This is a genomic window from Dyella sp. (assembly GCF_036384435.1).
Taxonomy (GTDB): domain Bacteria; phylum Pseudomonadota; class Gammaproteobacteria; order Xanthomonadales; family Rhodanobacteraceae; genus GSA-30.
Window position 1 is genome coordinate 17,574 of the sequence record NZ_DASVMI010000114.1, and the last position, 26,743, is coordinate 44,316.

23 protein-coding genes are annotated in these 26,743 nt (G+C 61.9%); 8 read left to right on the forward strand and 15 right to left on the reverse strand.

The window, feature by feature from the left end:
• Window positions 1-10: 10 nt before the first annotated feature.
• From VF436_RS11530 to VF436_RS11545, 4 genes are all read right to left on the reverse strand, one after another.
• Window positions 11-1,405, reverse strand: a complete 1,395-nt coding sequence (locus VF436_RS11530) for an ATP-binding protein (RefSeq protein WP_330904174.1) — start codon at window positions 1,403-1,405, stop codon at window positions 11-13.
• Window positions 1,402-2,067: a response regulator gene (locus tag VF436_RS11535; RefSeq protein ID WP_330904175.1), complete on the reverse strand. Its 666-nt coding sequence runs from the start codon at window positions 2,065-2,067 to the stop codon at window positions 1,402-1,404. Before VF436_RS11535 ends, VF436_RS11530 begins: the two co-directional genes overlap by 4 nt.
• Before the next feature lie 195 nt (window positions 2,068-2,262).
• Window positions 2,263-3,669: an aspartate aminotransferase family protein gene (locus VF436_RS11540; RefSeq protein ID WP_330904176.1), complete on the reverse strand. Its 1,407-nt coding sequence runs from the start codon at window positions 3,667-3,669 to the stop codon at window positions 2,263-2,265.
• Between the two features lie 34 nt (window positions 3,670-3,703).
• Complete coding sequence (locus VF436_RS11545) at window positions 3,704-4,405, reverse strand: MtnX-like HAD-IB family phosphatase (RefSeq protein ID WP_330904177.1); 702 nt, start codon at window positions 4,403-4,405, stop codon at window positions 3,704-3,706.
• Window positions 4,406-4,709: 304 nt separating this feature from the next.
• Between VF436_RS11545 and VF436_RS11550 the strand changes: the two genes are divergently transcribed.
• Genes VF436_RS11550 through VF436_RS11570 form a run of 5 tightly spaced genes read left to right on the forward strand, consistent with a single transcriptional unit; the run spans window position 4,710 to window position 9,755 of the window.
• Window positions 4,710-6,143 (forward strand): TolC family protein, encoded by a 1,434-nt coding sequence (locus VF436_RS11550; RefSeq protein ID WP_330904178.1) that lies wholly within the window; start codon window positions 4,710-4,712, stop codon window positions 6,141-6,143.
• Window positions 6,140-7,273, forward strand: coding sequence for an ABC transporter permease (locus VF436_RS11555; protein WP_330904179.1), 1,134 nt, complete (start codon window positions 6,140-6,142; stop codon window positions 7,271-7,273). The genes VF436_RS11550 and VF436_RS11555 overlap by 4 nt, the downstream gene beginning before the upstream one ends.
• A 6-nt stretch (window positions 7,274-7,279) precedes the next feature.
• Window positions 7,280-8,032: an ABC transporter ATP-binding protein gene (locus VF436_RS11560; RefSeq protein ID WP_330904180.1), complete on the forward strand. Its 753-nt coding sequence runs from the start codon at window positions 7,280-7,282 to the stop codon at window positions 8,030-8,032.
• A complete protein-coding gene (locus VF436_RS11565) occupies window positions 8,029-8,967 on the forward strand; it encodes an efflux RND transporter periplasmic adaptor subunit (protein ID WP_330904181.1) in 939 nt (312 codons plus the stop codon). Before VF436_RS11560 ends, VF436_RS11565 begins: the two co-directional genes overlap by 4 nt.
• A complete protein-coding gene (locus VF436_RS11570) occupies window positions 8,964-9,755 on the forward strand; it encodes a MipA/OmpV family protein (protein WP_330904182.1) in 792 nt (263 codons plus the stop codon). The genes VF436_RS11565 and VF436_RS11570 overlap by 4 nt, the downstream gene beginning before the upstream one ends.
• Window positions 9,756-9,767: 12 nt before the next feature.
• Here the strand turns inward: VF436_RS11570 and VF436_RS11575 are convergent, their stop codons facing one another.
• Both VF436_RS11575 and VF436_RS11580 read right to left on the reverse strand, forming a co-directional pair.
• Window positions 9,768-10,082, reverse strand: a complete 315-nt coding sequence (locus VF436_RS11575) for a non-heme iron oxygenase ferredoxin subunit (protein WP_414649843.1) — start codon at window positions 10,080-10,082, stop codon at window positions 9,768-9,770.
• 8 nt (window positions 10,083-10,090) lie between these two features.
• Complete coding sequence (locus tag VF436_RS11580; protein WP_330904184.1) at window positions 10,091-10,639, reverse strand: GNAT family N-acetyltransferase; 549 nt, start codon at window positions 10,637-10,639, stop codon at window positions 10,091-10,093.
• A 201-nt stretch (window positions 10,640-10,840) separates the two neighbouring features.
• Between VF436_RS11580 and VF436_RS11585 the strand changes: the two genes are divergently transcribed.
• Entirely contained in the window at window positions 10,841-12,889 is a 2,049-nt protein-coding gene (locus VF436_RS11585) for a M13 family metallopeptidase (protein WP_330904185.1), read from the forward strand.
• A gap of 33 nt (window positions 12,890-12,922) precedes the next feature.
• Here VF436_RS11585 and VF436_RS11590 read toward each other — a convergent pair whose 3' ends face one another.
• The 6 genes from VF436_RS11590 to VF436_RS11615 all read right to left on the reverse strand — a co-directional run bounded on the left by VF436_RS11590 (window position 12,923) and on the right by VF436_RS11615 (window position 19,302).
• Entirely contained in the window at window positions 12,923-13,942 is a 1,020-nt protein-coding gene (locus VF436_RS11590; protein WP_330904186.1) for a TPM domain-containing protein, read from the reverse strand.
• A 74-nt stretch (window positions 13,943-14,016) separates the two neighbouring features.
• A complete protein-coding gene (locus tag VF436_RS11595; RefSeq protein ID WP_330904187.1) occupies window positions 14,017-15,258 on the reverse strand; it encodes a cysteine desulfurase in 1,242 nt (413 codons plus the stop codon).
• A 20-nt stretch (window positions 15,259-15,278) separates the two neighbouring features.
• Entirely contained in the window at window positions 15,279-16,565 is a 1,287-nt protein-coding gene (gene sufD, locus VF436_RS11600; protein ID WP_414649844.1) for a Fe-S cluster assembly protein SufD, read from the reverse strand.
• A 23-nt stretch (window positions 16,566-16,588) separates the two neighbouring features.
• Window positions 16,589-17,353 carry a Fe-S cluster assembly ATPase SufC gene (gene sufC, locus VF436_RS11605; protein WP_330904189.1) on the reverse strand — a complete coding sequence of 255 codons (765 nt, stop codon included), beginning with the start codon at window positions 17,351-17,353 and terminating at the stop codon, window positions 16,589-16,591.
• Window positions 17,354-17,374: 21 nt separating this feature from the next.
• Entirely contained in the window at window positions 17,375-18,844 is a 1,470-nt protein-coding gene (gene sufB / locus VF436_RS11610) for a Fe-S cluster assembly protein SufB (protein WP_330904190.1), read from the reverse strand.
• Window positions 18,841-19,302 (reverse strand): SUF system Fe-S cluster assembly regulator, encoded by a 462-nt coding sequence (locus VF436_RS11615; protein ID WP_330904191.1) that lies wholly within the window; start codon window positions 19,300-19,302, stop codon window positions 18,841-18,843. Before VF436_RS11615 ends, sufB begins: the two co-directional genes overlap by 4 nt.
• Window positions 19,303-19,538: 236 nt before the next feature.
• Here VF436_RS11615 and VF436_RS11620 point away from each other — a divergent pair, with 236 nt between their 5' ends.
• Window positions 19,539-19,877, forward strand: a complete 339-nt coding sequence (locus tag VF436_RS11620) for a P-II family nitrogen regulator (protein ID WP_330904192.1) — start codon at window positions 19,539-19,541, stop codon at window positions 19,875-19,877.
• Window positions 19,867-21,210 (forward strand): ammonium transporter, encoded by a 1,344-nt coding sequence (locus tag VF436_RS11625; protein ID WP_330904193.1) that lies wholly within the window; start codon window positions 19,867-19,869, stop codon window positions 21,208-21,210. The genes VF436_RS11620 and VF436_RS11625 overlap by 11 nt, the downstream gene beginning before the upstream one ends.
• Window positions 21,211-21,273: 63 nt before the next feature.
• Here the strand turns inward: VF436_RS11625 and VF436_RS11630 are convergent, their stop codons facing one another.
• Genes VF436_RS11630 through VF436_RS11640 form a run of 3 tightly spaced genes read right to left on the reverse strand, consistent with a single transcriptional unit; the run spans window position 21,274 to window position 26,692 of the window.
• The gene (locus VF436_RS11630) at window positions 21,274-24,360 is read right to left on the reverse strand and encodes a CusA/CzcA family heavy metal efflux RND transporter (RefSeq protein ID WP_330904210.1); all 3,087 of its coding nucleotides are present in this window, start codon (window positions 24,358-24,360) and stop codon (window positions 21,274-21,276) included.
• Window positions 24,360-25,448 carry an efflux RND transporter periplasmic adaptor subunit gene (locus VF436_RS11635; protein ID WP_330904194.1) on the reverse strand — a complete coding sequence of 363 codons (1,089 nt, stop codon included), beginning with the start codon at window positions 25,446-25,448 and terminating at the stop codon, window positions 24,360-24,362. The genes VF436_RS11630 and VF436_RS11635 overlap by 1 nt, the downstream gene beginning before the upstream one ends.
• Window positions 25,445-26,692 (reverse strand): TolC family protein, encoded by a 1,248-nt coding sequence (locus tag VF436_RS11640; RefSeq protein ID WP_330904195.1) that lies wholly within the window; start codon window positions 26,690-26,692, stop codon window positions 25,445-25,447. The genes VF436_RS11635 and VF436_RS11640 overlap by 4 nt, the downstream gene beginning before the upstream one ends.
• Window positions 26,693-26,743 lie beyond the last annotated feature (51 nt).

A 26,743-nucleotide genomic window follows, 5' to 3' on the forward strand; every position in this document is an offset into this window, starting at 1 on the left:
CAGCCCTTCATCATCCTTGACGTGGAATTGCCACGCGCACCTGCAAGCCACGTCCCAGCGGCGAATCGAGCAATTGGATGGATGCACCATGCAATTGCGCGGCGCGCTGCACGATCGACAGACCCAGACCATACCCTTCGCCGCGACTGTCCTTCTCGCGATGAAAGCGCGTGAAGACATCGGCGCGTCGCTCGGGGGGAATGCCCGGGCCGTTATCGATCACGTCGATCCATACATCCAGCGCGGTGCGAGTCAGCACAAGCTGTACCTGTCCGCCTGTAGGCACATGGCGCAGGGCATTTTCGACCAGGTTACGCAGCAGTGCACGCAAGGCCACTTCGTCGCCAGGCACCCACAGGTCGTCGTCCAACGGTGCAAGGCTCAGCTCCGCGCCGCTTTGTGCAATGGCGGACGCCATTTCATCGATCACATCGGTGACTACGCTCCCCAGGTCCACCGGCTCACGTCGCGTCCGGCCGGCGCTCGATTCCAGCCGTGCCAGCGCGAGCAACTGCTCGGCACGTCGTGCCAACGCCACCAGGCATTCATGGGCGCCCACCAATGCCGGGTCCGGGGCGGAAAGATGGCTCTCGGCCATCGCGCTTTCCAGGTTGATCATGGCCGAGGCCAACGGCGTGCGCAGTTCGTGCGCGACATCGGCACTGAAACTGCGCTCGCGTTCCAGGGCATCGTCCATGCGGGCGAACTGCATGTTGAGCGCATCGATCACCGGCCGTAGTTCGATCGGTGCGTGATGCAGCACAACCGGCTCGTGGCCGCCCATCTCACGCGCGGACAATAGCGTCGCCAGTCGTGCCAACGGCTCCAGGCCGCGCCGCACCGCCAAACCCACCAGCAGCGCCAGGAGCGGAATGCCGATCACCAGCGGTACGCCGTGCTCGATCCATAACGCCTGTGTGATGTCATGCCGGCTGTCGTAACGCTCGGCCGCCCTGATCACCACACCCTTGGGGTCCCGGGCCAGGGTAAAGACACGCCAGCGGTAGCCAGCATGGCGCATATCCCGGAAGCCCGCTTCATGAGGACCGGGAGGCAGCATGTTCGCCAGATTTGCGGTCGCAAGCACCACGCGGCCGGTGGTATCGAACACCTGGAACCCGACTTCCGATTCGTAAGTGTGCCCATACAGCGTTACTGCGCCATCGGCGGCGGCCTTTATCGGCACCTGCACCATGTTGTCGTCCTTGCCGCGCAGCACGTCGATGCCCGCATGTGCAATCAACACATCCAGGGTGCGTGCCGCCTGTGCCAGCCGGCCATCGGACAGTTCGTCCACTTCCGAGACCGTACGCTGGAAACTGAGCAAGCCCAAGGGCAGCAATACGGCAATAAGCACCGCGATAATCGTCCAGCGCAGGCGCCGGCCCAGGCTGGGCGCGCTCATTGCGGTTCCAGCGCAATCATGTAGCCAAAGCCACGCACTGTCTTGATCGTGTCGAAACTGAGCTTGCGCCGCAGGGCATGCACGAGTACGTCCAGCGCCCCTGTACCTACGTCGGTTTCCAGGCCGTAGAGCGAATTCTCCAGGCTTTCGCGGCGCACGATGCGGCCGGCACGTTCCATCAGGATCTGCAGCAGGGCAAATTCACGGCGGGTCAGTTCCACTGCCTCCCCACGGAAGCTCACGCTCATGTCCCCCAGGTCCATGCTCAATGCGCCTGCGTGGATCGTGTTGGCGGCCAGCCCTTGCGCGCGTCGCGACAACGATCGGATACGCGCGGCCAGTTCTTCCAGATGGAAAGGCTTGGTGAGGTAGTCATCGGCGCCTGCATCCAGGCCGCGCACGCGCGCATCCAGGCCATCGCGGGCGGTCATCACGATGACCGGGGTACGTACCTGGTGCTTGCGCGCCTCCACCAGCACGTCCAGACCATCCTTGCCAGGCAAGCCCAGGTCAAGCAGTACGAGATCGGCCGAACCGTCACGTATCGCCGCTGCAGCCTCGCGGCCATCGCGAAACCAGCTGACCGTATAACTCAGACGCGACAGGGCTCGCTCGATCGCCGAGCCCAGGGGAACATCGTCTTCAACGACGAGGATATGCATGGTTCTTTCAGGTTTGGGCCGGGCTCCATTATCAGGAGGGCCTCTTATGAAAACCTTAAGACCGTCCCGCCGCATGCCACGCGGGCCTGAAAAAAACGGCGACGCCCAAGGGCGTCGCCGCTGTCACACTTCCCCTGCACGGGAAATCACGGACATAAAATAGCAGGCACGGGCCATACGGCCCGCACCGATGCATTACATGGCTTTCTTCGCCTTGGTCAGCAATTGGTCGAGCAAGGCGATCGCCAAGTCGATCTCTTCATGGCTGATGTCCAGCGACGGCGCGAAGGTGATCACATTCTTGTACCAGCCACCGACATCCAGCACGAGGCCAATCTTCTTGCCATTGTGCTCAAGGTCACCGGCCAGACCGATATCGACCATCTTGTCGAGCAACGCCTTGTTGGGCGAGAAGCCGTCGTCGGTGCAGATTTCCGCGCGCAGCGCCAAGCCAAGGCCATCGACGTCGCCGATTTCCTTGTGACGCTTCTGAAGATCCTTCAGGCCGTCCAGGAAGTGCGCGCCCTTCTTTGCCACGCTGGTCTCGTAATCGAGCTCATAGCCCATCTTGATCACTTCCAGTCCCAGCGACGTACCCAGCGGATTGGAGTTGAAGGTGGAGTGGGTGGAGCCCGGCGGGAAGATGGTCGGGTTGATCAGCTCCTCGCGCGCCCACAGGCCCGACAGCGGATTGAGACCATTGGTCAGCGCCTTGCCGAATACGATCGCGTCCGGTGTGACGCCGAAATGCTCGATCGACCACAGCTTGCCGGTACGCCAGAAACCCATCTGGATTTCGTCGACGACCATCAGGATGCCGTACTTGTCCAGCACCTTCTTGAGATCCTTGAAGAAGTTGCGCGGCGGCACGACGTAGCCACCGGTGCCCTGGATCGGCTCGACGTAGAAAGCGGCGTATTCGGCCTGATTGACCTTCGGATCCCACACGCCGTTGTATTCGGTCTCGAACAGACGCTCGAACTGACGCACACAGGCATCGGAATATTCTTCTGGCGTCATGCCCTTGGGGCGACGGAACGGATACGGGAACGGAATGAACATCGCGCGCTCGCCGAAGTGGCCGAAGCGGCGGCGATAGCGATAGCTGGAGGTAATCGACGAAGCACCCAGGGTACGGCCATGGTAACCGCCCTCGAAGGCGAACATCAGGCTCTTGCCGTTGCTGTAATTACGCACCAGCTTGAGCGAATCCTCAACCGCCTGAGCGCCGCCGACGTTGAAGTGCACGCGGCCCTTGAGGCCGAATTTCTCCTGGGCATCGACCGCGATGGTCTTGGCCAGCTCGATGCGCGTCTGGTGCAGATACTGGCTGGCAACCTGCGGCAGCACATCGATCTGGCGCTTGAGCGTGTCGTTCAGGCGCTTGTTGCCGTAGCCGAAGTTGACCGCCGAATACCACATCTGCAGGTCCAGGAACGGCACACCGGCCGTGTCGTACATGTAGCTGCCCTGGCCGTGGCGGAAGATCTTGGGCGGATCGACGTAGTGCACGGTATCGCCAAACGAGCTGTACTGCGCCTCATCGGCCAGCAGTTGCGCGTCGTCAATGACGACGCCTGCGTTCTTGTCGTAAGCATTCATGGGGGAAATCCGGATGTGGGGTCTGGCAGGAGATTCAGCGCGCGGCAGCCGAGGCAGCCACTGCGGGTGCAACATATTCGGTCAGGCTGCCATCGAGCAGGCGCGGCAGCAGTTCCAGGGCGTCTTCGAAGCCGGTGATCGGCACGTAGGAAATGCCGGCATGGCGGCAGTGCTCGATCAGGCGATGCTTGGCGAACACGAAATCGACCCGATCGGCAGCGCAGAAATCCGAAGCGCCATCGCCGATCAGTAACGTCTTGTAACCACCCTGGCGCGCCTGCGACACGCAAGCGCACTTGCATGTGCCGCTGCGACAACCCTCGGCCTGGAAAGGCGAAGTGAGCTGCCACTGGCGTGGTGGCATGGCTGGCGCCAGGTGATTGGCGGCCAACGGCAGGTTATCCAGGCCGTAGCGGCCAAGGATCTGGTGAATGGCATAGTCCAGGCCATCGCTCACCACGCGGATGGGCGTGTTCAGCTCCTGGGCCTTGGCGACGAAATCGGGAAAGGCGTGGTCGATCCACAACGTGGACAGATGCTTGTCCAGATCGGTCTGAGTCATGTCCAACAGGCTCACCTGCCCGGTCATGCACTCACGCGAGCCAATCTTACCTGCACGCCAATCGCGCTCCAGCGCCTCCCAGCCCGGACGTCCGAACCGGTCCAGCAATGAGTCGATCACGTCCTCGACGGAAATGGTGCCATCAAAGTCGCAGAGGATTTTCCAAGCAGTCACGCACGCCGCTCCGGCATCTTCAGTTGGGCGCATCTTGGGACGCCCCCCTTTCGGCCCCCTTTCCGGGGTGAAGAAAGCGGCTTTTATTCATGAAGATGACGACAAAAGGCTGCGCACGGGGCCATTCAATGGCTGCAGGAGGTATGCTTCGCACAGTCAGACGGCCTCTTCGGCAACCCGGGAAATTAGGACGGGTCCGACAGGTTTTTGCACGGTGTACGTAGGGGCGGGAACTTCCCGGCCGTTCCTGACCTCCGAGCATTTCAGTTTCCGCGGCCCCGGGAGTTTCACCCTGTCTTCGTTTATGTCGAAATTCCTACATGCTTGGTCCGCACGAGGTGGCCGCTGGCACCTCGCCCCTCTGGTATGGACCGCAGTGCTGGTCACGCTGGCGGGTTGCTCGGCGGCGCCCTTGCCCGAATTGAAGCCCTCGGTACCCGATGCTTGGCGCAACATGCCCAACGATGCACGTCCGGTCCAGGCAGACTTGCGCGACTGGTGGAAGGCCCTTGAAGATCCCCAGCTCAACGCCCTGGTCGAACGGGCCTTGCAGGATAATCTTGAACTGGCCCAGGCCGCCGAGCGTCTACGCGCCGCGCGCACACTGAACGGCCATAGTCATGACAACTATCTGCCTTCGTTGAATTTGCGCACCAACGACGTCATCGATCCGGATGCGACCGCGTCATTTTTCATCGTCGGTTTCGATGCGATCTGGGAGCTTCCGCTCTTCGGCGCCTGGACCAATGCCAAACGCGTTGGTCAGGCACAGGAGGATCAAGCACAGGCAGCGATGCAGGGGGCGCGCGTCTCGCTGGTGGCGGAAGTCGTGCGCACATGGATCGAACTGCGTTCGGCGCAACAGCAATGGGCCGCGCTTTCAGACATTCGTGACGCGCAGAGCGAAAAGCTGCGCCTGGCCGAAGTCCGCGAGAATCTTCACTTGGGCGCTTCGCTTGAAACACAGCGGGCTCGTGCGGAACTGGCCCGGGCAAACGCCGACCTGGCCGCTCCCCAGCAGCAGATCACCAGCAAGGCCCAACAACTGGCTGTACTGCTGGGTCAGAGCGAACCCGATGCAGCCTGGCTGGAACCCGGCCCGCAACCGCAACTAGGCAACTACCAGGTCACCCAGGCACCCGGGGATCTGCTGCGCACGCGGCCGGAAATCAACGCAGCAGAGGCTGAGGTGCTACGCGCCGCCGGCGAAGCCGGCTTGAGCAAGGCCGATATCTACCCCCACCTGGGAATCGGCACATCGCTGCAATGGTCGGCCAATCTGGTACGCAATCGCAGGGTCCGTACAAGCGACGGAATCTTCTCGATCGGCCCGGTGATTGATGTGCCGCTGTTCGATTGGGGAAAACGCAAGGCCGAGGCCAGCGCAAAGAACCATCAGCTTACGGCCGCCGTTTACGCGTATCGCCAGGCGGTCCTGCAAGGCGTGGCGGAGGTCGAATCGGCTATGGGAGAACTGCAGCAGTCACATATGCGCGAAACGTCCTCCCAGCAAGCCATGGATGCCTTGAGCCTTGCCATGGAAGCCACCCGCAAGCGTCATGAATTCAATCTGGCCAGCGGCCAGGAAGTGCAAGACAGCCAGCTTGATCGGCAGCGTGCGCGCTTGCAGCTTATCGAAGCACGTGCCGCAAGAGATCTGGCCTATGTATCGCTCTACAAGGCACTTGGCGGCGCACCCATCGATGCGGATACCAAGCACGGGGCTGCGAAGAAATGATCGCTCTTGCACGCAAGACCCTTGTCTACGAGTGGCGCCGTTTCCTCCCAGCCATCCTGGCCGTGGGATTCGCTGGTCTATTGCAACTGCTGCAAGCGGCACTTGTGCTGGGCATTTTCGGAAGTGCCAGTGTCTACATCACCGGTTCATCCGCCGATCTGTGGGCGGGCTATCCTGGCACGCAAAGCGTCAACCTGGGCCGCTCGATCGATGCCGACGTGGAAATGCGGTTGCTGATGGATCCTGCTGTCAGCAAGGTCGAGCCGTTTCATTGGGTGGATGCGGACTGGCGCGGCCCGGGCGACAACGGCGGTGTTTCGGTCTTCGTTTCGGGGATCGACACGCGACCGGATGGCCTGATGTTCTCTCGCGTGCTAGCTCCTGAGCTGCGTGCCCTGCTCAACCAGCCGCATGCCGTCGTGGTCGATCGCGCCGACCTGGACAGCCTGGGCGTAAACGTGGGCGACAGTGCCATCATCAACGGCCAACGCGTGCGGGTCGTGGGCGTGGGCCATGGATTGCGTGCACTCGGCGGGGTCAACATCCTGGCCTCGCTTGCCACCGCGCATGACCTGGACACCGATCCGGGCAACGCCGGGCGCATGACCTACTTCGTGGCCAAGCTGCGCGACGGCATCAGGCCGCATGCGGTGGTCAAGCGCCTGCGCGGCGCGACCAGCTTCGGTCCCTACGACATCTGGGCGGCCAAGGCATTCGCACGCCGCTCGCAAATGTACTGGATGCTAGACACGGGCGCCGGCGCGGCCGTGCTGTTCCTGGCCGGCATTGTGTTCCTGGTCGGGGCGGTAATCACCAGCCAGACATTGGTTGCCGCCGTGGTGGGATCGGTGCGCGAATACGCTACGCTCAACGCGCTCGGTGTCGGTGTCGGCGCCTTACGCAAGGTCGTGCTGGAACAGGCCTTCTGGGTTGGCGCACTCGGCCTGCTCGGCAGCTTGGCGCTAGGCACGCTGCTATTCGTCATAGCGCGCAGCTACAGCGTGCCGGTGGCACTGTCGCCGGTGGCGATCATTGCCTGCATCGTGCTGATCCTCGGGCTTGCCGTGGTGTCGGGCCTGGCGGCCATGCGCAGCCTGCGCCGCGCTGATCCCGCCACCTTGCTGAGATAGACGACGTTGCAAAAGCCTTACTTCCCATCGACATCGTTGCAGGCACGCCAGATCAGCAAGGCGTTCACGACCGGCAAGCTGCGCAGCACCGTGCTGCAGGACCTCACGCTGGATGTCAGGAGCGGAGAGCTTACGCTGATCTCTGGCCCATCCGGCTGCGGCAAAAGCACCCTCTTGGCGATCCTCAGCGGTTTGCAGCGTCCAGACAGTGGCCAGGTTTGCGCACTAGGCCAGGACTTGGCCGAACTGGACACGCATGCGCTGGAACGTTTCCGCTTGCATCACACCGGCTTCGTATTCCAGGGCTTCAACCTCTTCCCGGCGCTCAATGCGCTCGAACAGGTCGCGTTGCCGCTGAGCTACCTGGGCCTGTCCGATACGCAGGCACGCAAGCGTGCGACCACCTCACTGGAGGAAGTGGGCCTGGGTCCACGCATGACGCTTCGCCCCTCGGAGCTGTCCGGTGGCGAAAAACAGCGCGTAGCGATCGCCCGCGCGCTGGCCAAGGAGCCCGAGCTGCTGTTCGCCGACGAGCCGACCAGCGCGCTCGACGCTGCCAACGGCCAGATCGTCATCGACATCCTTCATCGCATCGCGCGCGCGCACGGCACCACGGTGCTGTGCGTGACACATGATCCGCGCCTGGTCAGCCACGCTGATCGTGTACTCAACATGGAGGATGGTCGCATCCTGAGCGATCATCGCCCCACCATCGCTTCCAGCCCCACTGGCGATGATTTCAAGGAACCCCTCGCATGACCTCGCGCCTGATCTATCCGTCTGTGCTGATCGCGCTCGCCTGCCTCGCCGGCTGCTCGAACAACAATGACACCCATGCCAAGGACAAACCGGGCACATCGGCCACCTCTGCCTACCAGGCCATGGCACGCGGCCGCATCGATATCGAGGGCGGCCTGTTGCGTCTGGCGATGCCGCGCGATGGAGTGGTCGCCGAGGTGAAGGCTCATGAGGGCGACCAGGTGCATAAGGGACAATTGCTGGCGCGCCTGGACACGCAGCCAGCGCAGCTGGCGCTGGATACGGCACTGGCCGAACAAAAGCAGTTACAGGTCCAGGCAACCCTGCTGGAATCCCGCATCAAGGCAGCCCAGCAACGCGCCCAGCGACTTGCCAATGCCGCTGCGGCGGGTGCCAGCGACGGCCAGACCGCTGACGACGCGAAACAGGCTGCCATGCAATTACAAGGTGAACTTGAGAGCACGCGCGCCACGACCGCCATGGCAGCACAAAAAGTGGCCTCGGCGCGATACGAATTGGCACAACGCAGCCTGATTGCCCCCATCGACGGAGTGGTGGTGAATCGCAACATCCAGCCCGGCGCCTCCGCCAGCGTTAACACACCGGTATTTACCCTCCTGCCGGATGTACCGCGCATCGTACGCGCGGAGCTCAACGAATCCTTCGTCGGCGTCGTGCATGAGGGCATGGAGGCCGAGGTACTGGACGATAGCGGAAGCGCTGCCCACCCTCTTCACGCGCGCGTGTTGCGCATTGGTGCAGTGTTTGGCCCCAGTACTCTTGAAGAAGATCCCATGGTGCGCTCGACGACCCGATCCGTGGAATGCGTGCTGGTCTTCGACCAGCCCCCGCCGCTATCGATGCGCATCGGACAACGTGTATTGGTGCGCTTTCCCGGCGCCAACGGCACGCCTGCCACGGTGCGTTCTTCGTGAGGCGTCGCAGGCATGCGCCGCTGGCGCTGCTATGGGGTATCGCGGCCCTTGGTGCCTCTCAGGCACACGGTGAAGACGCTCCCGCCGCGCCGGACCTGACCAATTATATCGGTGCGGGCGTGATTCGCATGCCCGGTTGGCTCGGATCGAACAACCATCGTGATCAATGGGCGCCCTTCGTGCAGGTCACGGTGGACAAGGTGATCACCCTGTCCACCTCCGACGGGCTCACCGTGGATTTCATCCACCATGATGGGTGGCAGGGCGGACTGTACGGAAACTACATGTGGGGGCGCAGCCACGATGACCTGGGTGCGCGTCTGGCCGGCAAGATCGACTCGCTATCGCCACGGCTCAATGGTGGCGGCTACATCGAGTATCACCCCAACGAAGCGATGAACTTCGGCGCTACCCTCAGCCACGACACCCAGGGCGCCGGTGCCTATTTCAACCTCTATCTCGATAGCGGGCTGCCGCCGATCTGGGGCATCGAGCACTCGGTGCAGATCCAGTGGCAGGCGATGAACCAGGCAGCCATGCGTCGCTTTTTCGGCGTGACCTACGACCAGGCCGCGTTGCTGGGTACCCAGGCATGGCGCCCAGGCGCGGGCGGCCAGCAAATCGAGCTGGAGTACGACGCGATGGTTCCGGTCACTCGTCGTACCGGCATTCTCTTTGCGCTCGATTATGCGCGACTGCTTGGCGATGCAGCCGACAGCCCACTGGTGAGGCACTTCGGTTCGGCCAACCAGATTTCGACATCACTGGGACTCGTGTACCGATTCTAGCAACCGCAAGGACTAGCGATCATCGCGGGTCCAGATGCCACCAAAAGCCTCGCGCACCGGGAAGCATGCCACTGGCTCATAAGCCGGCGGACAAGTCACCTCCCCGTTGCGCAAGTCGAAGCGTGCGCCATGGCGCGGGCATTCCACTTCGAATCCGTGCACCGGCCCACCAGCCAACTCGCCACCGTCATGGCTGCACACGTCCTCGACGGCATAAAGATCGCCATCGATGTTGTACACCGCGATCGCAGTGTCGCCATCCCACACGACCTTGAATTCGCCAGGCAGCAGTTCGCTGCGTGTGCCGACGAACACCCAGTCCTTCATGTCCTCGCTCATGCGGACACCTGCGCAAGGTTCTTGGCAAGCCATTCGAAACGCAGGTCGTCACGTCGTGGTATACCAAAACGTTCGTCGCCATAGGGAAACGGCTCGAACTGGCCAGTGCGGCGATATCCGCGGCGCTCGTACCAGGCGATCAGGTCGGCACGCTGCTCGATCACCGTCATGCGCATCACCGGACAACGCCACTCCTGCGCCGCGATCCTCTCGGCCTCGCCAAGCAGCGCCTTGCCCAGGCCCGCCTTCTGCGATAACGGATTGACGGCAAACATGCCGAAATAGCCGTCGCCTTGCTTGACCGCCACGTGGCAACAGGCAAGCAATGCACCATCATGTTCGGCCAGCAGCACCTGGCTGCCGTCTACGCCGATCAGCGCGGCAACACCCTCGACATCGGTGCGCTGTCCGTCGAGCAGGTCCGATTCGGTAGTCCAGCCCAGGCGACCGGAGTCGCCGCGGTACGCCGATTCGACCAGGGCCACGATGGCAGGAATATCGGCCACGGCGGCCGCGCGAAAACGAAGAGACGGGGACTGGGACATGCCACGCATGATAATGCGTTCGCCCGATATCGGCGATGTCCCGAGCAAGCCGCGCGAAGAGGCTGCTGCCGCGGAAGATCTGTCGGCGGCATCGCAACGACAATGACCTTCGACACTGTCGGCCTGGTTGCTGCCCTGCCTAGCCTGGATCGATTGACCTGCGCGTGGGGCGCGGGTATCCGGATCGTGCGTGGAGTAACCATGAGTAAGCATCTTTTCAAGCCGCTGGCCCTGGCGGTGAGCCTGAGCCTTTGCAGCGTCGGCGCGATGGCCGCCGACGCTTCGCCCAAGCATCTTTTCAATATCCAGGACCTGGATAAGAAGATCGATCCTTGTAACGACTTCAATGGCTTCGTCAATGCCAAATGGGTCGCCGCCAATCCGATTCCCGCCGATCGCACACGCTGGGGCTCGTTCGACGCCCTGCGCGAGGACAGTCTGAATGTGCAGCGCCAGATCGTGGAAGCCGCGTCGAGCAGCGCCGGCCATGCCCAGGCCGGCTCCATCGAACAGAAGATCGGCTATCTCTATGCCACCGGCATGAATGAGGCGGCAATCGAAAAAGCTGGCTTCGACCCGATCAAGCCACAGCTGGCGAGCATCGACGCGATCAAGTCGCCAACCGACGTGGTCGCCTACATCACCAGCACCTACGCACAAGGCACGCCCGTGCTGTTCCGCTTCGGCGGCAGCCCTGACTTCAAGGATTCCAACAAGCAGATCGCCTTCGCCGGACAAGGTGGCCTGGGATTGCCCACGCCCGACTACTACACCAAGCCCGATTACGAAAAGATCCGCATCGCCTATGTTGCGCACCTGGCCAGGCTGCTTGAACTGACAGGCATAGCAAGTGCCGATGCGAAAACACAGGCCGACGCGGTGATGAAGTTCGAGACACGCCTCGCCGCGGCATCGCTGGTACCCACGGAGATGCGCAAGCCGGAAAATCGTTACAACTACATGAGTATCGCGGAAGCAGACAAGATCACGCCCCATCTGGAATGGGCGGCGTTCTTCAAGGCGCAGCACGCCGATGTCACAGACGGGTTCTCGCTGTCGCAACCGAAATATTTCGCCGAGATCGACAAGATGCTCGGTGACGTACCGGTAGCGCAATGGCAAGCATACCTGCGCGTCCATGCGATCGATCAAGCCGCCCCCTTCCTGTCCAAGCCGTTCCAACAGGAAGACTTCGCCTTCAACGAGAAGACGCTCAATGGCCAGAAGGAAATGAAAGTTCGCTGGAAGATCGCGCTCGACACAGTCAACGAAAGCATGGGCATGGCGCTGGGCCAGTTGTACGTCGATCGCACCTTCTCGGCGCAGTCCAAGCAGCGCGCACTCGAATTGGTCAACAACCTGCGCGCAGCCTACAAGACGCGCATCGAGAACCTTGACTGGATGAGCGCCTCCACCAAGCGCAAAGCGCTGGAGAAATGGGCGAGCTTCGTACCGAAGATCGGCTATCCCGATAAATGGCGCGACTGGAGCGCGCTGGAGCTGAGCCCGGACAACTACTTTGCCAACGTGCGAGCCGCCCGGAAATTCAACTACCAATACATGGTCGACAAGATCGGCAAGCCGGTCGATCGCACCGAATGGGGCATGACACCCCAGACCGTCAACGCCTATTACAATTCGCAGAAGAACGAGATCGTTTTCCCCGCGGCCATCCTGCAACCGCCCTTCTTCTCCGCCGACGCGGACGACGCGCTCAATTACGGCGGTATCGGCGCGGTCATCGGCCACGAAATGGGCCATGGCTATGACGACCAGGGCAGCAAGTTCGACGCCCAGGGCAACAACGTCAACTGGTGGACCGATGCCGATCGTAAGGCATTCGAGGCTCGCACGGCCAAGCTTGCCGCACAGTTCGACAGCTACGAGCCGCTTCCGGGCAAGCACGTGAATGGTCAATTGACCATGGGCGAGAATATCGGTGACCTGGGTGGCCTGAATGCCGCCTACGACGCGTTGCAGATGGCACTGAAGAACAACCCGCAGGAAGCCAGCCGCAAGATCGACGGCTACACCCAGGATCAGCGCTTCTTCCTCAACTGGGCGCGCGTATGGCGTGGCAATATCCGCCCGGAAGCGCAACTGACCTCGCTCAATACCGATCCGCATGCCCCGGCGCAGTTCCGCGCGATCGGTGCGCCCTCGAACATGCCGGCATTTGCGCAGGCGTTCCAGTGCAAGGCCGGCTCGAAGATGGTCCGATCCGGCGATGAGCAGGTAAAGATCTGGTAATCGATGGTATCGCCCCCTCTCCTGAGGGGGCGATCACCAGCTGTCGGATGAACCACCACCGCCCGAATCACCACCGCCACCGGAAAAATCCGAGCTGTCCGATGACGAAGACCAGTCACTGGATGAACTCGAATCGCTACTCCAGGACGTAGCGCTGTCGCTACTGGACCAGCCTGTCGAACGCGATGATGTCGCAACCGTCCACGTTCCGGTCCAAAGCATGATCTGCCACAGCGACGGCGGCCAAGCCGTCAGCCCTCGATCGACATACGCCTTGCGAACGCGGCCATCACGCCTGAAGGCTTTGCGCATGTCACGCCGACGCAACAGGTAAACGCTCACCAAAGCCAGCACCAGGATGCCGAGCGCAAGCATCCAGGGCGCCGCAATGAACACGAAGATACTGCACGCGAACGGTGTCCACAGTGTGTACAGGCCGCCCCCCGTGGACGCCATCAAGGCGAAGATCAGGGTAAGGACAAACGCGAACACCGCCACCCAGCCGGGTACATTCGACGTATGTTGCTCATGCGGTTCGGGAGTGGCGACGGGTTCGGCATGGGCAAGCACATCGAGCACCGCATCCACGCCTTCATTGACGCCGCGGGCGTAATCGCCGCGTGTGAAGAATGGATGCATGTGATCGCGCAGGATCATCGCAGTCGTTGCATCGGTCAGGTCGCCTTCCAATCCATAGCCGACCTCGATGCGTGCCCGGCGATCATTGATGGCTAGAACGATCAAGACGCCGTTATCCACGCCTTTGTGGCCAAGCCGCCACCTGTGGAAGGTGTCGTTGGAGAAGCTTTCGATATCCCGCCCTTTCAGATCGGGCACCGTCAGCACCACGACCTGGTCGCCGGACCGAGCCTCCTCGGCGGCCAGCTTCTGCTCCAGCACGGACGTATCGCCAAGCACCTTGGCATAGTCATTGACACGCCCTTCCAGGGAAGGCAATTCGTCGGCCATGGCCAGCGAGGCCAGTCCGATGCAAAGCAGCCACAGTGTCAGCCACCTGCCAAGCGCGACCACGCGCCCCTTCCCCTTCGGCATGATGCTCTCTCCCTTCGATCATCCTGTCGATCCGGCCCAATGTAACCCATCAGGCCGACCGCACGCGCGTGCGGTCAGAGCAGCAACTTGCGTACCTTGAGTATGGCCGCGACAAAGGCGTCTATTTCAGCCCTGGTGTTGTAGAAGGCCAGCGACGCACGCAAGGTTGCCGGCACCCCGAAGAATTGCATCAAGGGATGGGCGCAATGATGGCCCGAACGGACCGCTATACCTTCCAGGTCCAGCAGCGTCGCCAGGTCGGTCGCCTGAGCACCTTCCAACAGGAACGAGATCACCGGCTCCTTGTCCTTCGCCTGGCCGAAGATACGCACGCCGGGGATCTCGGACAGGCGCTCGGTCGCGTAGGTAAGCAATGTCTGCTCCCAAGCGTGGGTGGCCTCGAAACCAAGTTCCTCGTAGTAGCCAATGGCCTGGGCCAGGCCGGCGAAACCGGCGATATTCGGCGTGCCTGCCTCGAACTTGTGCGGCGCATCGGCGAAGACCGTGCCGTCGAAACGCACCTCGCGAATCATCTCGCCGCCGCCAAAGAACGGCGGCATGGATTGCAGGTGCTCGCGCCTGGCCCACAAAGCACCGGTCCCTGTGGGACCGAGCATCTTGTGTCCGGTCAGCGCATAGAAATCGCATCCCAGGGCCTTCACGTCCACCGGGCGATGCGGTACCGCCTGCGAGCCATCCACCAGCAAGGCAATGCCACGCTTGCGACACTCGCGCGCAATCTCGCGCACGGGATTGACGGTACCGAGCACATTGGAGACGTGGGTGACGCAAGCCAGCTTTACCTCGGGGGTGAGCATGTCGAAGAACTTCTCGACGATCAGCTCACCGCGCTCGTCGATCGGCGCAGCCTTGACCTTGGCCCCGCTTCGCGCGGCGACCAGTTGCCACGGCACGATGTTGGCATGGTGCTCCATGACCGTGGTCAGGATGCTGTCGCCTTCCTTCAATCGCGGCAGCGCGTAGCTGTAGGCCACCAGGTTGATCGATTGCGTGGTACCCGAGGTAAGCACGATGTCGTCGCGCGATTCGGCATGAATGAACCGAGCCAGGCCATCGCGAGCACTTTCATAGGCTGCCGTCGCCTCTTCGCCCAGCAGATGCACAGCACGCGCCACATTGGCATTGTGCTCGCGATAGTGCCGATCCACGGCATCGATCACGACAGCCGGCTTCTGGCTGGTATTGGCATTGTCCAGGTACACCAACGGCTTGCCGTGAACGGTGCGCGACAACAGGGGAAAGTCGGCACGGATACGCTCGACGTCGAAAACCGGGGACTGCGGCTGTGCATTCATGGGAAGGAACTCGAATCGCTTCAGGCGGACACGTCGGCGGGCAGCTGCGCCAATAGCAGGTCCGATATGTGATCGCGCAGGGGTTCGTGCGGAATATCGGCCAGCACGGCGCGACAGAACGCGGCGGTCAGTAACGTGCGCGCTTGGGCCAACGCAATGCCACGCGAACGTAGATAAAACAGGGCTCGCTCGTCCAACTGGCCGACCGTGGCGCCGTGGGCTGCCTTGACCTCGTCGGCGTAGATTTCCAGTTCCGGCTTGGTGTCGATCTCGGCCTGTGCCGACAACAGCAGGTTCTTGTTGCTCAAGCTCGCATCGCTGCCATCGGCACCTTCGGCCACGACGATGGCGCCACGGAATACACCACGCGCTCGCTGGTCGGCCACACCTCGCCACAACGACTCGGATGCGGTAGCGAGTGCGTCATGGCGCAATGCCAACTGCGTATCGACATGCTGGCGACCACGCAGCGCGAACACTCCGCGCGTATCCAGGCGCGCACCATCACCCTTCAACTCGCCATACAGGTCATGGCGAACCAGCCCGCCGCCAAGTTCGGCCACATGCATGGTAGCGTGCGCCGCAACGCCCAACTGCAACCCGGTACGACGCACCAGCGCGGCCTCTGACGCGGCCTGCTGCAACACGGTCATCTGCAACCGCGCTCCCTCGCCAAGCACGATATCGGCCATCGAAGTGACCAACTGCGGCGAATTGGATAGCCCAGCATGATGCTCGACCAAGCTCAGTTGCGCCCCGTCACCCAAGGCAATCACGTGGCGCAAGTGCCAGGCCAGCTCACCAGCTTCGGCGCCCAGGAAACTCAACTGCAAGGGAGCATCGATCCTGGCGCCAGCGGCTACCCGCAGCACGACGCCATCGGTAGCGTAGGCGATATTGAGTTGCGCGAAGGCATCGGCCACGTCCCGGTAACGCTGGCTCAACGCGAAACGCAGCGGCTCGTCGTCCTGCGCCAGGGCCCGCGACAGCGGCAGCACTTCCAGGCCATCGGGCAAGTCGTCCAAGCGCGAAAGATCGGCTCGGAATGCCCCATTGACGAACACCAGGCGCGGACCATCAATACCAGGCAGTTGCAATAAGCCCGCATCGACCTCACGCGTCAAAGCAAGTGCGTCGCCCTGATGGAAGCGCCGTTGGGCGAGCCCACGCAGTGCGGTGTACTTCCAGGCTTCATGGCGACTATCCGGCAAACCATGGGCAGCCAGCGCATCGAGGTTTTCGCGACGAATCACGTCGAGCCAGGCAGCGCCTTGTGGCAGCGGCGCTTCCAGCAGCGATTCGAGCATCGGCGATGAGGCCGGCTGCTGGCTCATGCCTGTGCTCCAGCCGGTTCGCGTTCGCCGACCCAGGCATAACCGAGCCGCTCAAGCTTCAATGCCAGCGCCTTGTCGCCACTTTCGACGATACGGCCGTCGGCCAGCACGTGCACGAAGTCGGGCTCGATATAGTCGAGCAGGCGCTGGTAGTGGGTGATCACCAGGAATGCACGTTCGGATGAGCGCAACGCATTGACACCTTGCGAGACCTGCTTGAGCGCATCGATGTCCAGGCCTGAGTCGGTCTCGTCGAGCACGGCCAGCTTCGGTTCGAGCACAGCCATCTGGAAAATTTCGTTGCGCTTCTTCTCACCGCCGGAAAACCCTTCGTTCACGGCGCGATGCAGCAACTCATCGGAGATCTGCATGATCTTGAGCTTCTCGCGCACAAGCTTGAGAAACTGCATGGAATCCAACTCGCCCTCACCGCGCTGCTTGCGCTGCGCGTTGAGCGCGGCACGCAGGAAATAGGTGTTGTTGACGCCGGGGATTTCCACCGGGTACTGGAAGGCCAGGAACATGCCGGCGGCAGCACGCTCTTCCGGCTCCAGAGCCAGCAGGTCGCGACCTTCAAAGATCACCGACCCTTCGGTCACTTCATAGCCATCGCGCCCGGACAGCACATTACCCAGCGTGGACTTGCCCGCGCCATTGGGGCCCATGATGGCATGCACCTCACCCGGGTTCACGGTAAGGCTAAGTCCCTTGAGGATTTCCTTGCCCTCCACGCGGGCATGCAGGTTTTCGATCTTCAACATGGTGTTTCTATCCGAAAGTGATTAACCGACCGCGCCTTCCAGCGAGATCTCCAGCAGCTTCTTGGCCTCGACGGCAAATTCCATCGGCAGCTCACGGAATACCTGCTTGCAGAAGCCATCGACGATCATCGAGACGGCGTCTTCCTCGCCAATGCCACGCGCGCGGCAATAGAACAGCTGGTCATCGGAGATCTTCGAGGTGGTTGCCTCATGCTCGACGATGGCCGTGGGATTCTTCACTTCCATGTACGGGAACGTATGCGCGCCGCAGCGCTTGCCGATCAGCAGCGAGTCGCACTGGGTATAGTTGCGCGCGCCCTCGGCGCCCTTTTCCACACGCACCAGGCCACGATACGCGTTTGAGCTGCGACCGGCACTGATGCCCTTGGAAACGATCTTGGACTTGGTGTCCTTGCCGATATGGATCATCTTGGTGCCCGTATCAGCCTGCTGGCGATGGTGCGTCAGCGCAACCGAGTAGAACTCGCCCACCGAGCGATCGCCGCGCAACACGCAACTGGGGTACTTCCAGGTTATCGCCGAGCCGGTCTCCACCTGCGTCCAGGAAATCTTCGAATCGTTACCGCGGCAGTCGCCGCGCTTGGTAACGAAGTTGTAGATGCCGCCACGCCCTTCTTCGTCGCCCGGATACCAGTTCTGCACGGTGGAATATTTGATCTGCGCTTTTTCCAGCGCCACCAGTTCCACGACTGCCGCATGTAGCTGGTTCTCGTCGCGCATCGGCGCCGTACAGCCTTCCAGGTAGGACACGTAAGCGGCGTCCTCAGCGATGATCAAGGTGCGCTCGAACTGGCCCGTGTGCCCGGCATTAATGCGGAAGTACGTCGACAATTCCATCGGGCAACGCACACCCTTGGGGATGAAGACGAACGAACCATCGGAAAACACCGCCGAATTGAGGGCTGCGAAATAGTTATCGCCCACGGGCACTACCGAGCCCAGGTACTTCTTTACCAATTCGGGATGCTCGCGGATGGCTTCACTCATCGAGCAGAAGATCACGCCGGCCTCGGCCAGTTCCTTGCGGAAGGTGGTGCCGACCGATACCGAATCGAATACCGCATCGACCGCTACACCTGCGAGCTTGGCCCGCTCATGCAGCGGCACGCCGAGCTTGTCGTAGGTTTCCAACAGTTTGGGATCGACCTCATCGAGCGACTTGGGCCGGTTCTTCGGCGAGGCGTAGTAACTGATCGCCTGGAAATCGATCGCACCGATCTTCAACTTGGCCCAATGCGGTTCGGCCATGGTCAACCAGTGGCGATACGCTTTCAGTCGCCACTCGGTCATCCAATCCGGCTCATGCTTGAGCGCGGAAAGCTGGCGCACGATGTCTTCGGACAGGCCCGGCGGCAGGCTGTCGGTTTCGATGTCGGTCACGAAACCGGCCTCGTAGCGACGACCAAGCGCCGAGGCGACCTCGGCGTTGTCCCGGAGCACGGTGGCGTTTTCGCTGATTTCGATGCTCATGATGCAGTTGTGCCTTTCATTTCACCGGCGCGGCCGGTGGGAAGTGCGATGGTCTGCGGTGGTGCCAGCATGTCGGCCAGGCTCATGGCCTTGAGCGCGCGCTCGACGGCCAGACTCACCTGTTGCCAGCTACCGCGCACAGAACATTGCGATGCGCGTTCGCACTGGCCGTCGACCATGCTGCATTCGGTCATGCCAATCGGCCCTTCCATGGCTTCGACGATCTGCGCGAGCGAAATGTCGCTGGCCACCCTGGCCAGGCGATAGCCGCCATTGACGCCGCGAAACGATTCCACCAGGCCGGCATGCCCCAGCGCTTTGAGCAGCTTGCTTACGGTAGGCAACTCCAAACGGGTCTCATCGGCGATCTGCGCCGTGCTGAGCACCTCGTCCGGGTGACCGGCCATGCAGGTCATCACCACCGTGGCGTAATCGGTTAGGCGGCTGACGCGAAGCATGGGGCGAAAGGATGGCCGGTGGAATCGGGACTAAAATGGTACTGATTTACCCTCACTCGGTCAATCTGACGCATTGCACCGCACGGGCGCCTTCGTGCATCCCGATTGCCCCACAATCGCGCAAGAGCCCCCTAAGGCAAATCTTAACCCACTGATTTTAATCATCATGGCATGCCTTGATGAATTGGCACGCATCCTGCTGCACCGCCACAAAGCCACTGCTGGGGATAGCAGGCATGAAGTGGATTACAGCAGTCATCAAGCCGTTCACCCTGGATGATGTTCGCCAGGCGCTGACCGATGTGGGCATCACGGGAATGACCGTGACCGAGGTCAAAGGCTTCGGCAGGCAGCATGGGCACACCGAGCTCTACCGGGGTGCCGAATACGTGGTGGATTTCCTGCCTAAGCTGAAGGTGGAGATCGCTGTAACGGACGAGCAACTCGAACAGGCGATCGAGGCGATCAGCGGTGCGGCACGCACCGGCAAAATCGGAGACGGCAAGATCTTCGTCAGCGAACTGGAACAGGCGATCCGCATCCGCACGCAGGAGGTCGACGCCGATGCGCTCTGACATGCAGACGAAGACGTTGATACAAGGCTTGCTGGCACTGGGACTGACATGCGCGGCCTCTCCGGCCCTCGCCCAAGCCGTGGCGCCCACCCCTGTGCTCAACAGTGGCGATACGGCGTGGATGCTCACGTCCACGATGCTGGTACTGTTGATGACCATTCCCGGCCTGGCGCTGTTCTACGGCGGCATGGTGCGCGCCAAGAATCTGCTATCGGTGCTGATGCAATGCTTTGCCATCACCGCGCTGGTCACCGTGCTCTGGATGGTCTATGGCTATTCGCTGGCCTTCAGCACGCAAGGCATGCAGGCACACGTCACCAACCTGCATTCGATCATCGGTGGCCTGGACAGGACGATGCTGGCCGGGCTCAAACCCGATTCGCTGTACCAGACTGTGCCCGAAGCAGTCTTCGTGATGTTCCAGTTGACCTTCGCGATCATCACTCCCGCGCTGATCATCGGCGCTTTTGCCGAACGCATGAAGTTCAGTGCGTTGCTATGGTTCAGCGGGTTGTGGCTGACCATCGCCTATCTACCGATGGCGCACATGGTGTGGAGTGGTCCAGGATCGCTGTTGGGTGACCTGGGCGTGCTCGATTTTGCCGGCGGTACGGTCGTGCACATCAACGCAGGCATTGCCGGCTTAGTTGCCTGCCTGGTCATCGGCAAGCGACGCGGTTACCCGCATACGCCGATGCCGCCGCACAATCTCGGTTACACCGTCGTCGGCGCAAGTCTGTTGTGGCTGGGATGGTTCGGCTTCAACGCCGGCTCGGCCGTAGCCGCCAATGGCAGCGCGGGCATGGCCATGCTGGTCACCCAGATCGCCACGGCTGCCGCCGCACTGGGCTGGCTGGTGGCCGAGTGGGTCAGTCATGGTCGCCCGAGCGTGCTGGGCATTGTCTCAGGTGCGGTAGCCGGCCTGGTGGCCGTCACACCCGCCGCCGGTACCGTGGGCCCTGGTGGCGCCCTCGTGCTTGGTGCCGTTGCAGGCGTGGTGTGTTTCTTCACCGCGACCAGGCTCAAGCACAAGCTTGGTTACGACGACTCGCTGGATGTATTCGGCGTGCACGCGGTGGCCGGCATCATCGGCGGCGTTCTTACAGGCCCTCTGGCGGCGCCCTCACTCGGTGGTTTTGGCACAGTTACCGACCTTGGCGCCCAGCTGTGGATACAGACCAAGGGCGTTCTGTTAACCGTCGGCTGGAGTGCCCTCACCAGCTACGTGATCCTCAAGGCGTTGGATCTGACCCTGGGCCTGCGCGTCGACGACGAACAGGAGATGGTCGGCCTGGATATCTCGCTGCACGAGGAAAAAGCCTACAACCTCTGACACGCATCGCCATGGTTCGCCTGTAGAACAACGGCCGGGACGCACTTGTCCCGGCCGCCTTTTTCATTGATCCGTGGACCGGCTTTCCAGCCAGTCATAGATCACCGGCAACACCACCAGTGTCAGCAATGTCGCGGTGATTAGTCCACCAACCACCACGGTGGCGAGAGGGCGTTGCGTCTGTGCACCCACGCCGGACGACAACAGCATCGGCAGCAGGCCGAGTATCGCAACGGTGGCCGTCATCAAGACCGGACGCAATCGCAATGATGCCCCGCGCCATACGGCCTCGCGAACACTCAGCCCGGCCGCGCGCTGCGCATTGAGAAAACTGACCAGCACGATACCGTTGAGCATCGCCACGCCGAATACGGCGATGAAGCCGATGGCGGATGGCACCGAGAGATACTGGCCGGTCATGGCCAGGCCCAGCACGCCACCGATGGTGGCAAACGGAACGTTGGCAAGAATGAGCAATGCGTGGCGCACCGAATTGAACGCGGTGTAGAGCAATATGAAAATGAACAGGATCGTCATCGGCACGATGATCGCCAGGCGCTGCAATGCACGCTGCTGGTTCTCGAAAGCGCCGCCCCACTCAGTGTAGTACCCCGTCGGCAATTTTAGCTTCTGCGCGATCGCGGCATTGGCGTCTCGCACGAAACCATCGATGTCGCGTCCACGCACATCCATCTGGATCACGGCCTGGCGCTGCAACTGTTCGCGACGGATAAATGAATAGCCTTCCTGCACCTCCACGCTGGCCACCTGTGACAACTGAACGATCGCGCCCGAGGGCGCGTGAATCGGGATGCGCCTGATCGTCTCGATGGATGCGCGATCTGCGTTGTCCAGACTCACCGCAATATCGAAACGACGCACTCCATCGATCAGGCTGCCCACTGGCTCCGCGCCGATACCATGCCTGACCACGTCCAGCACATCGTCGACGTTGAGCCCGTAACGCGACAGGGCATCGCGATCGGCCACGATACGTATCTGCGGCTTACCGACGTTGGCCTCCAGCGACAAGTCGGCCACGCCAGGAACTTCGGCCAGGATATCGCGTAACCGGGCACTGAGCCTATCCAGCTCGGCAAGATCCTGGCCGTAGAGTTTGAGCGCCAGCGTGGCGCGCACACCGGAAATCAATTCTTCCACGCGCATCTGGATAGGCTGGGTATAACTGACCACGGCGGTGGGCAATGCATCGATGAGTTCGGCCTGCATCCCTTGCTCGATACTTTCAAGCGTCTGTCCCTTGCGCCACTGTGAGGCCGGCTTCAGCGGCGTATACACCTCCATGTAGTTCACGTCTGCGGTCTCGCCCTTTTCGGCGCGCCCAATCATTGCCAGCGTGGTTTCCACCTCAGGAAACTTCTCTGCGATTCGGCTGGATATGCGCTGGGAGATGGCAATCGATTCCTGCAGTGATGCCGAGGGAATGGATGTTACCCGCCACATGATGGCGCCTTCCTTGAGGCTGGGCATGAACTCCTTGCCCAGAAACGGGAACAACGCAAGACTCGCCACCAGGGCAAGCATCGCTACCGTGACCACCACCACACGCCGGCGCAAGGCCCACCCCAGCAGTTGCGCATAACCACGCTTGAGCCAGCCAACCAGGCGCGTATCCTTTTCTTCTCCGGGCCGAAGCAGCCATGCCGCAAGCACCGGAATCAACGTTAGCGCCAGCAGCAGCGAACCGCCCATGGCGAAACTGATGTTGAAGGCCATGGGCTTGAACATCTTGCCCTCCAGGCCCTGCAGGCTCAATAGCGGCAGGAACACTACCATGATGATCAAGATAGCGAATGCCATCGGGCTCGCTACTTCTCGCGCCGCCTGGATGACCGCCGCGCCACGATCGACTTCGCGCCCCTCGGCGCGGCGTTCGGCCATGATGCGAAAGGCGTTTTCCACCATCACCACTGCACCGTCGACCATCATGCCGATACCGATCGCCAAGCCAGCCAGCGACATCAGGTTGGCCGACATCCCCAGCTGCGACATACAGATGAAAGCGATCAACATCGCCAATGGCAAGGCCACGATAACCACTGCCGCGCTACGCACTTCACCCAGAAAGAAGAACAGCACCAGTGCCACCAGCAAGGAGCCTTCCACCAGCGCACGTACAGCCGTACCCACCGCTTCGTTGACCAGATCGGTCCGCTCGTACACGGAACGAACCGTAACGCCATCGGGCAAGGAACGCTTGAGGGTCTCCAGCCTCCCCTTGACCGCATCGACGACTGTCTTGGCGTTCTCGCCAATTCGCGCGAGCGCCTGCCCCATCACCACTTCCTTGCCATCGCGTGTGACTGCGCCAGTGCGCGATGCACTTCCCTCGACCACCGTGGCAACATCGCGCAGGTATACCGGTGTACCGTCTTGTGTCCTGAGTACGATTCGCTCGATGTCCTGGAGCGAGCCCAGACGGCCCAGGCCGCGAACGAGGTACTGCTCACGACCAAGGTCGATGAAATTGCCTCCAGCCTGCGCATTGTTCGCTTGCAATGCCTGCACGATGTCTTTGAAGCCTAGTCCGTGCGCAATCAGCTTGAGCGGATCGACGCGCACCTGGAACTGGCGCTCCTTGCCGCCCCACGACACAATGTCATCGACGCCGGGGGCGGTACGCAAAGCCATGCGAATGTTCCAGTCCTGCAAGGTGCGCATTTCCGTGTCGCCACCATCTCCCGCATCGCGTTCGACCGTGTACCAGAAAACCTGCCCAAGCCCTGATGTATTGGGCCCCATTTCCGGTTTGCCGTAACCCTGCGGTAACTGGTCGGCGACCTGTTGCAGGCGTTCATTCACCAGCTGTCGCGCGAAGTAGATGTCCATGTCGTCATCGAAATACACCGACACATAGGACAGGCCGAACAGACTGACCGAACGGATCTGCTGGACTTTCGGCAGTCCGCCAAGTGCCGACTCCACGGACACGGTAAGCATCTGCTCCACGTCCTCGGCTGCCAGTCCGGGCGCTTCGGTGTAGACATTGACCTGTACGGGCGTGACATCTGGAAACGCATCGATCGGCAAACGACTCACCGCGCGGTAACCAGCCAAGGCGATGCCAGCGAACACGATAAGCACAAGCCATCGATAGCGAAGCGATAATTCGACAAGGCGCGCCAGCATCATTCTTCTCCCAGCTGTGAACGCAGCAGCCGCGCCTTGATGGCAAAGGTGCCCGCACTCACGTAACGCTGCCCGGCGGACAGTCCTTCGCGAATCACGACCCAGCCATTGCGTGTCTCTCCGGTGGTCACCGGTACCGGATCGAATGCATGATCGTCTTCGGCGACAAACACGACTGACTGCCCTTTCAGCCACACGACCGCCTCGACGGGCACCGCCAGTTCTTCGACATGTCCGGGCAATTGCAACCGCACGTCCACCAAGTCGCCCGGATGCAGCAGATCCCGACGATTATCCACGCGCACGCGCACCGGCACGGTGCGTGTGCGCTCATCGAGTTGATGCCCCACTTGCACCACATGACCGCCCAGCTCTATGCCGTGCGCCAGAATCCTTGCGCCCGCCTCTGCGGCGATCCCACGCACGTCGGCAGGAGGCAGCTGCGCTTCAACCCATACGGTATCTTCCTTGACTAGCGTGAACAGCGTGCGCCCGGGCTCCACTCGCTCTCCAACCAGAAACTGATCGGTCGTCACGCGGCCCGCGGTAGGCGCGAGCAAGGCATAACTACCATCGGCTCGGGCCGAGCCGCCCTGCAATACGCGGCCAATTTGTGCATCGGACAAACCAAAGGCTTTCAGGCGCGCACGGGCTTGATCGCGTTGCACCTGCACTTCGGCATAGCGGCGCCCGGACACAGCCTGGGGTCCCAACGCGGTAACACGGCGCCACTCCTGCTCGGCAACGATCAGCGCACCTTGGCTTTCAGCCACCTGCACGCTGGACAGCACCATCAATGGCTGCCCTGCTTTTACCATGTCGCCAAGCCGAACCTTGCGTTCCAGTACGATCGACTCGACCCTGGGGGTCACCAGCTCCGTCGAGTACGCGTCTGCCTTGACCTCGCCTGGCGCGCGCAATGCCTGCGCCAGCGATTTGCGCTCGACGGTCTGAATAACGATGCCGGCCTCCTTGATGGATGCGGCATCCCAGGCTCGCGACAGGGGGGCGTCCTGGGCACTGGCGATACCCATAACCAGCGACACCATCAAAGCACTCCAGACCCATGGGTAAATGCGTGTCTTCATCGCTGCAGCTCCTTGTCGTCGCCATCAATCCACGCGGTAAGCTGGCCGGCGGCCTGGAGGTAATCGAACCAGCTTTGCCAAGCGCGCGATTTCAAATCCACGCCCGATAGCACCGTATCCAGACTTTGCCGGAGCTGTAGCAGGTATTCGGATGTACCGATTTCACCAGCGCGCCAGAGTTTCTCCAGCAAGGCCGCTCGCTCGTCGAAAGCCCCGGCGCGCCCCCGGATGAAGGCCTCATGGGCAACATAGAGCGCGCGGTATCGCGCCTGCGCCTCCCTCAGGCGCGCCCGCAAGTTCCACAGCTGGGCCTGCCGTTGCACGGCAACCGCGTTCGCCCGCGCCCGCGCTGCTTCGACATCGGCGCGTCCGGTATTGAGCACCGGCAATGGGATGGACAGACTCAAGCCGATGACCGGATCGCTCTGCCGTCCAGCACGCACCTGCCCTGTGGTCAGGCTTAGCGTGGGATCGGACCGGCGCATACTTTGCGCCACCGCCACGCTCGCGTCGGCCAGCGCCTGTTGCGCCGTTGCCATGCGCGATTCCGGCAACGCTTCGGCCGCCAGCGGCCGGATGGACTCGGGCGCCGAAAGCGTTTGCGGCAACGACAAAGTCGGCATCTGTTCTTGCCCCGTCAAGGCCATCATCTGGGCCTGCGCGGCGGCCTCGTCTGCGATCAGCGATGCCTGCTGCAACTGCGCCTCGCCCAGTGCCAACCCTGCGAGGTCGCGCTCGCTGCTGCTGATATCGCCAGCTGCCAAGCGTTCGCCAGCAAGCTCGTCAAACCGTTTCATCAACAGCACACGGCGCTCGCCCCAGAAGCGCTGCTGCGCAGCCAGTGTCGCTGCCGATCTGGCCTTGAGCCATCGCGCCGCTACATCACGGCGTGCCAGTTCGTATCTGGCGTCCTCGACCTGGAGGGCAGCCTCACCCTCGGCGGCACGCGTCCGGCGTTTGCCTGAAACGTCGAGCGGCAAGCTCACCCCGACGGTGCGGCGATTCACATCGGCGTTTTCCGCATCGATCGATAGCGATGGGTTGTAAAACGGTTGCGCTGCTGCGCGCGAACCTGCTCTGGCGGCATCCATGGAGGCCCGGGCAGCCTGGACCTCGGGGCTGTTCTCCCAGAGATGTCTTATGGACTCACGAAGCGCCGGGGACGCGGCAGGTGCCTGGGCGAAAGCCGGCAAGGCACGGCAACACAACGCAGCCCCAAAGAGGGCCGCACGTAGAAATAGCATGGGTCATGCTCCTGAAAAACGGTCAAGTCGCGCCCTTGAAAGCCGGGCACA

Coding starts and splice junctions, on each gene's coding strand:
- VF436_RS11590 (WP_330904186.1), bottom strand. CDS start 13,942: ATGCCGAAGGGGAAGGGGCGCGTGGTCGCGCTTGGCAGGTGGCTGACA.
- VF436_RS11580 (WP_330904184.1), bottom strand. CDS start 10,639: ATGTCCCAGTCCCCGTCTCTTCGTTTTCGCGCGGCCGCCGTGGCCGAT.
- sufB (WP_330904190.1), bottom strand. CDS start 18,844: ATGAGCATCGAAATCAGCGAAAACGCCACCGTGCTCCGGGACAACGCC.
- VF436_RS11575 (WP_414649843.1), bottom strand. CDS start 10,082: ATGAAGGACTGGGTGTTCGTCGGCACACGCAGCGAACTGCTGCCTGGC.
- VF436_RS11565 (WP_330904181.1), top strand. CDS start 8,029: ATGACCTCGCGCCTGATCTATCCGTCTGTGCTGATCGCGCTCGCCTGC.
- VF436_RS11595 (WP_330904187.1), bottom strand. CDS start 15,258: ATGAATGCACAGCCGCAGTCCCCGGTTTTCGACGTCGAGCGTATCCGT.
- VF436_RS11620 (WP_330904192.1), top strand. CDS start 19,539: ATGAAGTGGATTACAGCAGTCATCAAGCCGTTCACCCTGGATGATGTT.
- VF436_RS11540 (WP_330904176.1), bottom strand. CDS start 3,669: ATGAATGCTTACGACAAGAACGCAGGCGTCGTCATTGACGACGCGCAA.
- VF436_RS11615 (WP_330904191.1), bottom strand. CDS start 19,302: ATGCTTCGCGTCAGCCGCCTAACCGATTACGCCACGGTGGTGATGACC.
- VF436_RS11585 (WP_330904185.1), top strand. CDS start 10,841: ATGAGTAAGCATCTTTTCAAGCCGCTGGCCCTGGCGGTGAGCCTGAGC.
- sufC (WP_330904189.1), bottom strand. CDS start 17,353: ATGTTGAAGATCGAAAACCTGCATGCCCGCGTGGAGGGCAAGGAAATC.
- VF436_RS11530 (WP_330904174.1), bottom strand. CDS start 1,405: ATGAGCGCGCCCAGCCTGGGCCGGCGCCTGCGCTGGACGATTATCGCG.
- VF436_RS11535 (WP_330904175.1), bottom strand. CDS start 2,067: ATGCATATCCTCGTCGTTGAAGACGATGTTCCCCTGGGCTCGGCGATC.
- VF436_RS11550 (WP_330904178.1), top strand. CDS start 4,710: ATGTCGAAATTCCTACATGCTTGGTCCGCACGAGGTGGCCGCTGGCAC.
- VF436_RS11555 (WP_330904179.1), top strand. CDS start 6,140: ATGATCGCTCTTGCACGCAAGACCCTTGTCTACGAGTGGCGCCGTTTC.
- sufD (WP_414649844.1), bottom strand. CDS start 16,565: ATGCTCGAATCGCTGCTGGAAGCGCCGCTGCCACAAGGCGCTGCCTGG.
- VF436_RS11625 (WP_330904193.1), top strand. CDS start 19,867: ATGCGCTCTGACATGCAGACGAAGACGTTGATACAAGGCTTGCTGGCA.
- VF436_RS11630 (WP_330904210.1), bottom strand. CDS start 24,360: ATGCTGGCGCGCCTTGTCGAATTATCGCTTCGCTATCGATGGCTTGTG.
- VF436_RS11640 (WP_330904195.1), bottom strand. CDS start 26,692: ATGCTATTTCTACGTGCGGCCCTCTTTGGGGCTGCGTTGTGTTGCCGT.
- VF436_RS11635 (WP_330904194.1), bottom strand. CDS start 25,448: ATGAAGACACGCATTTACCCATGGGTCTGGAGTGCTTTGATGGTGTCG.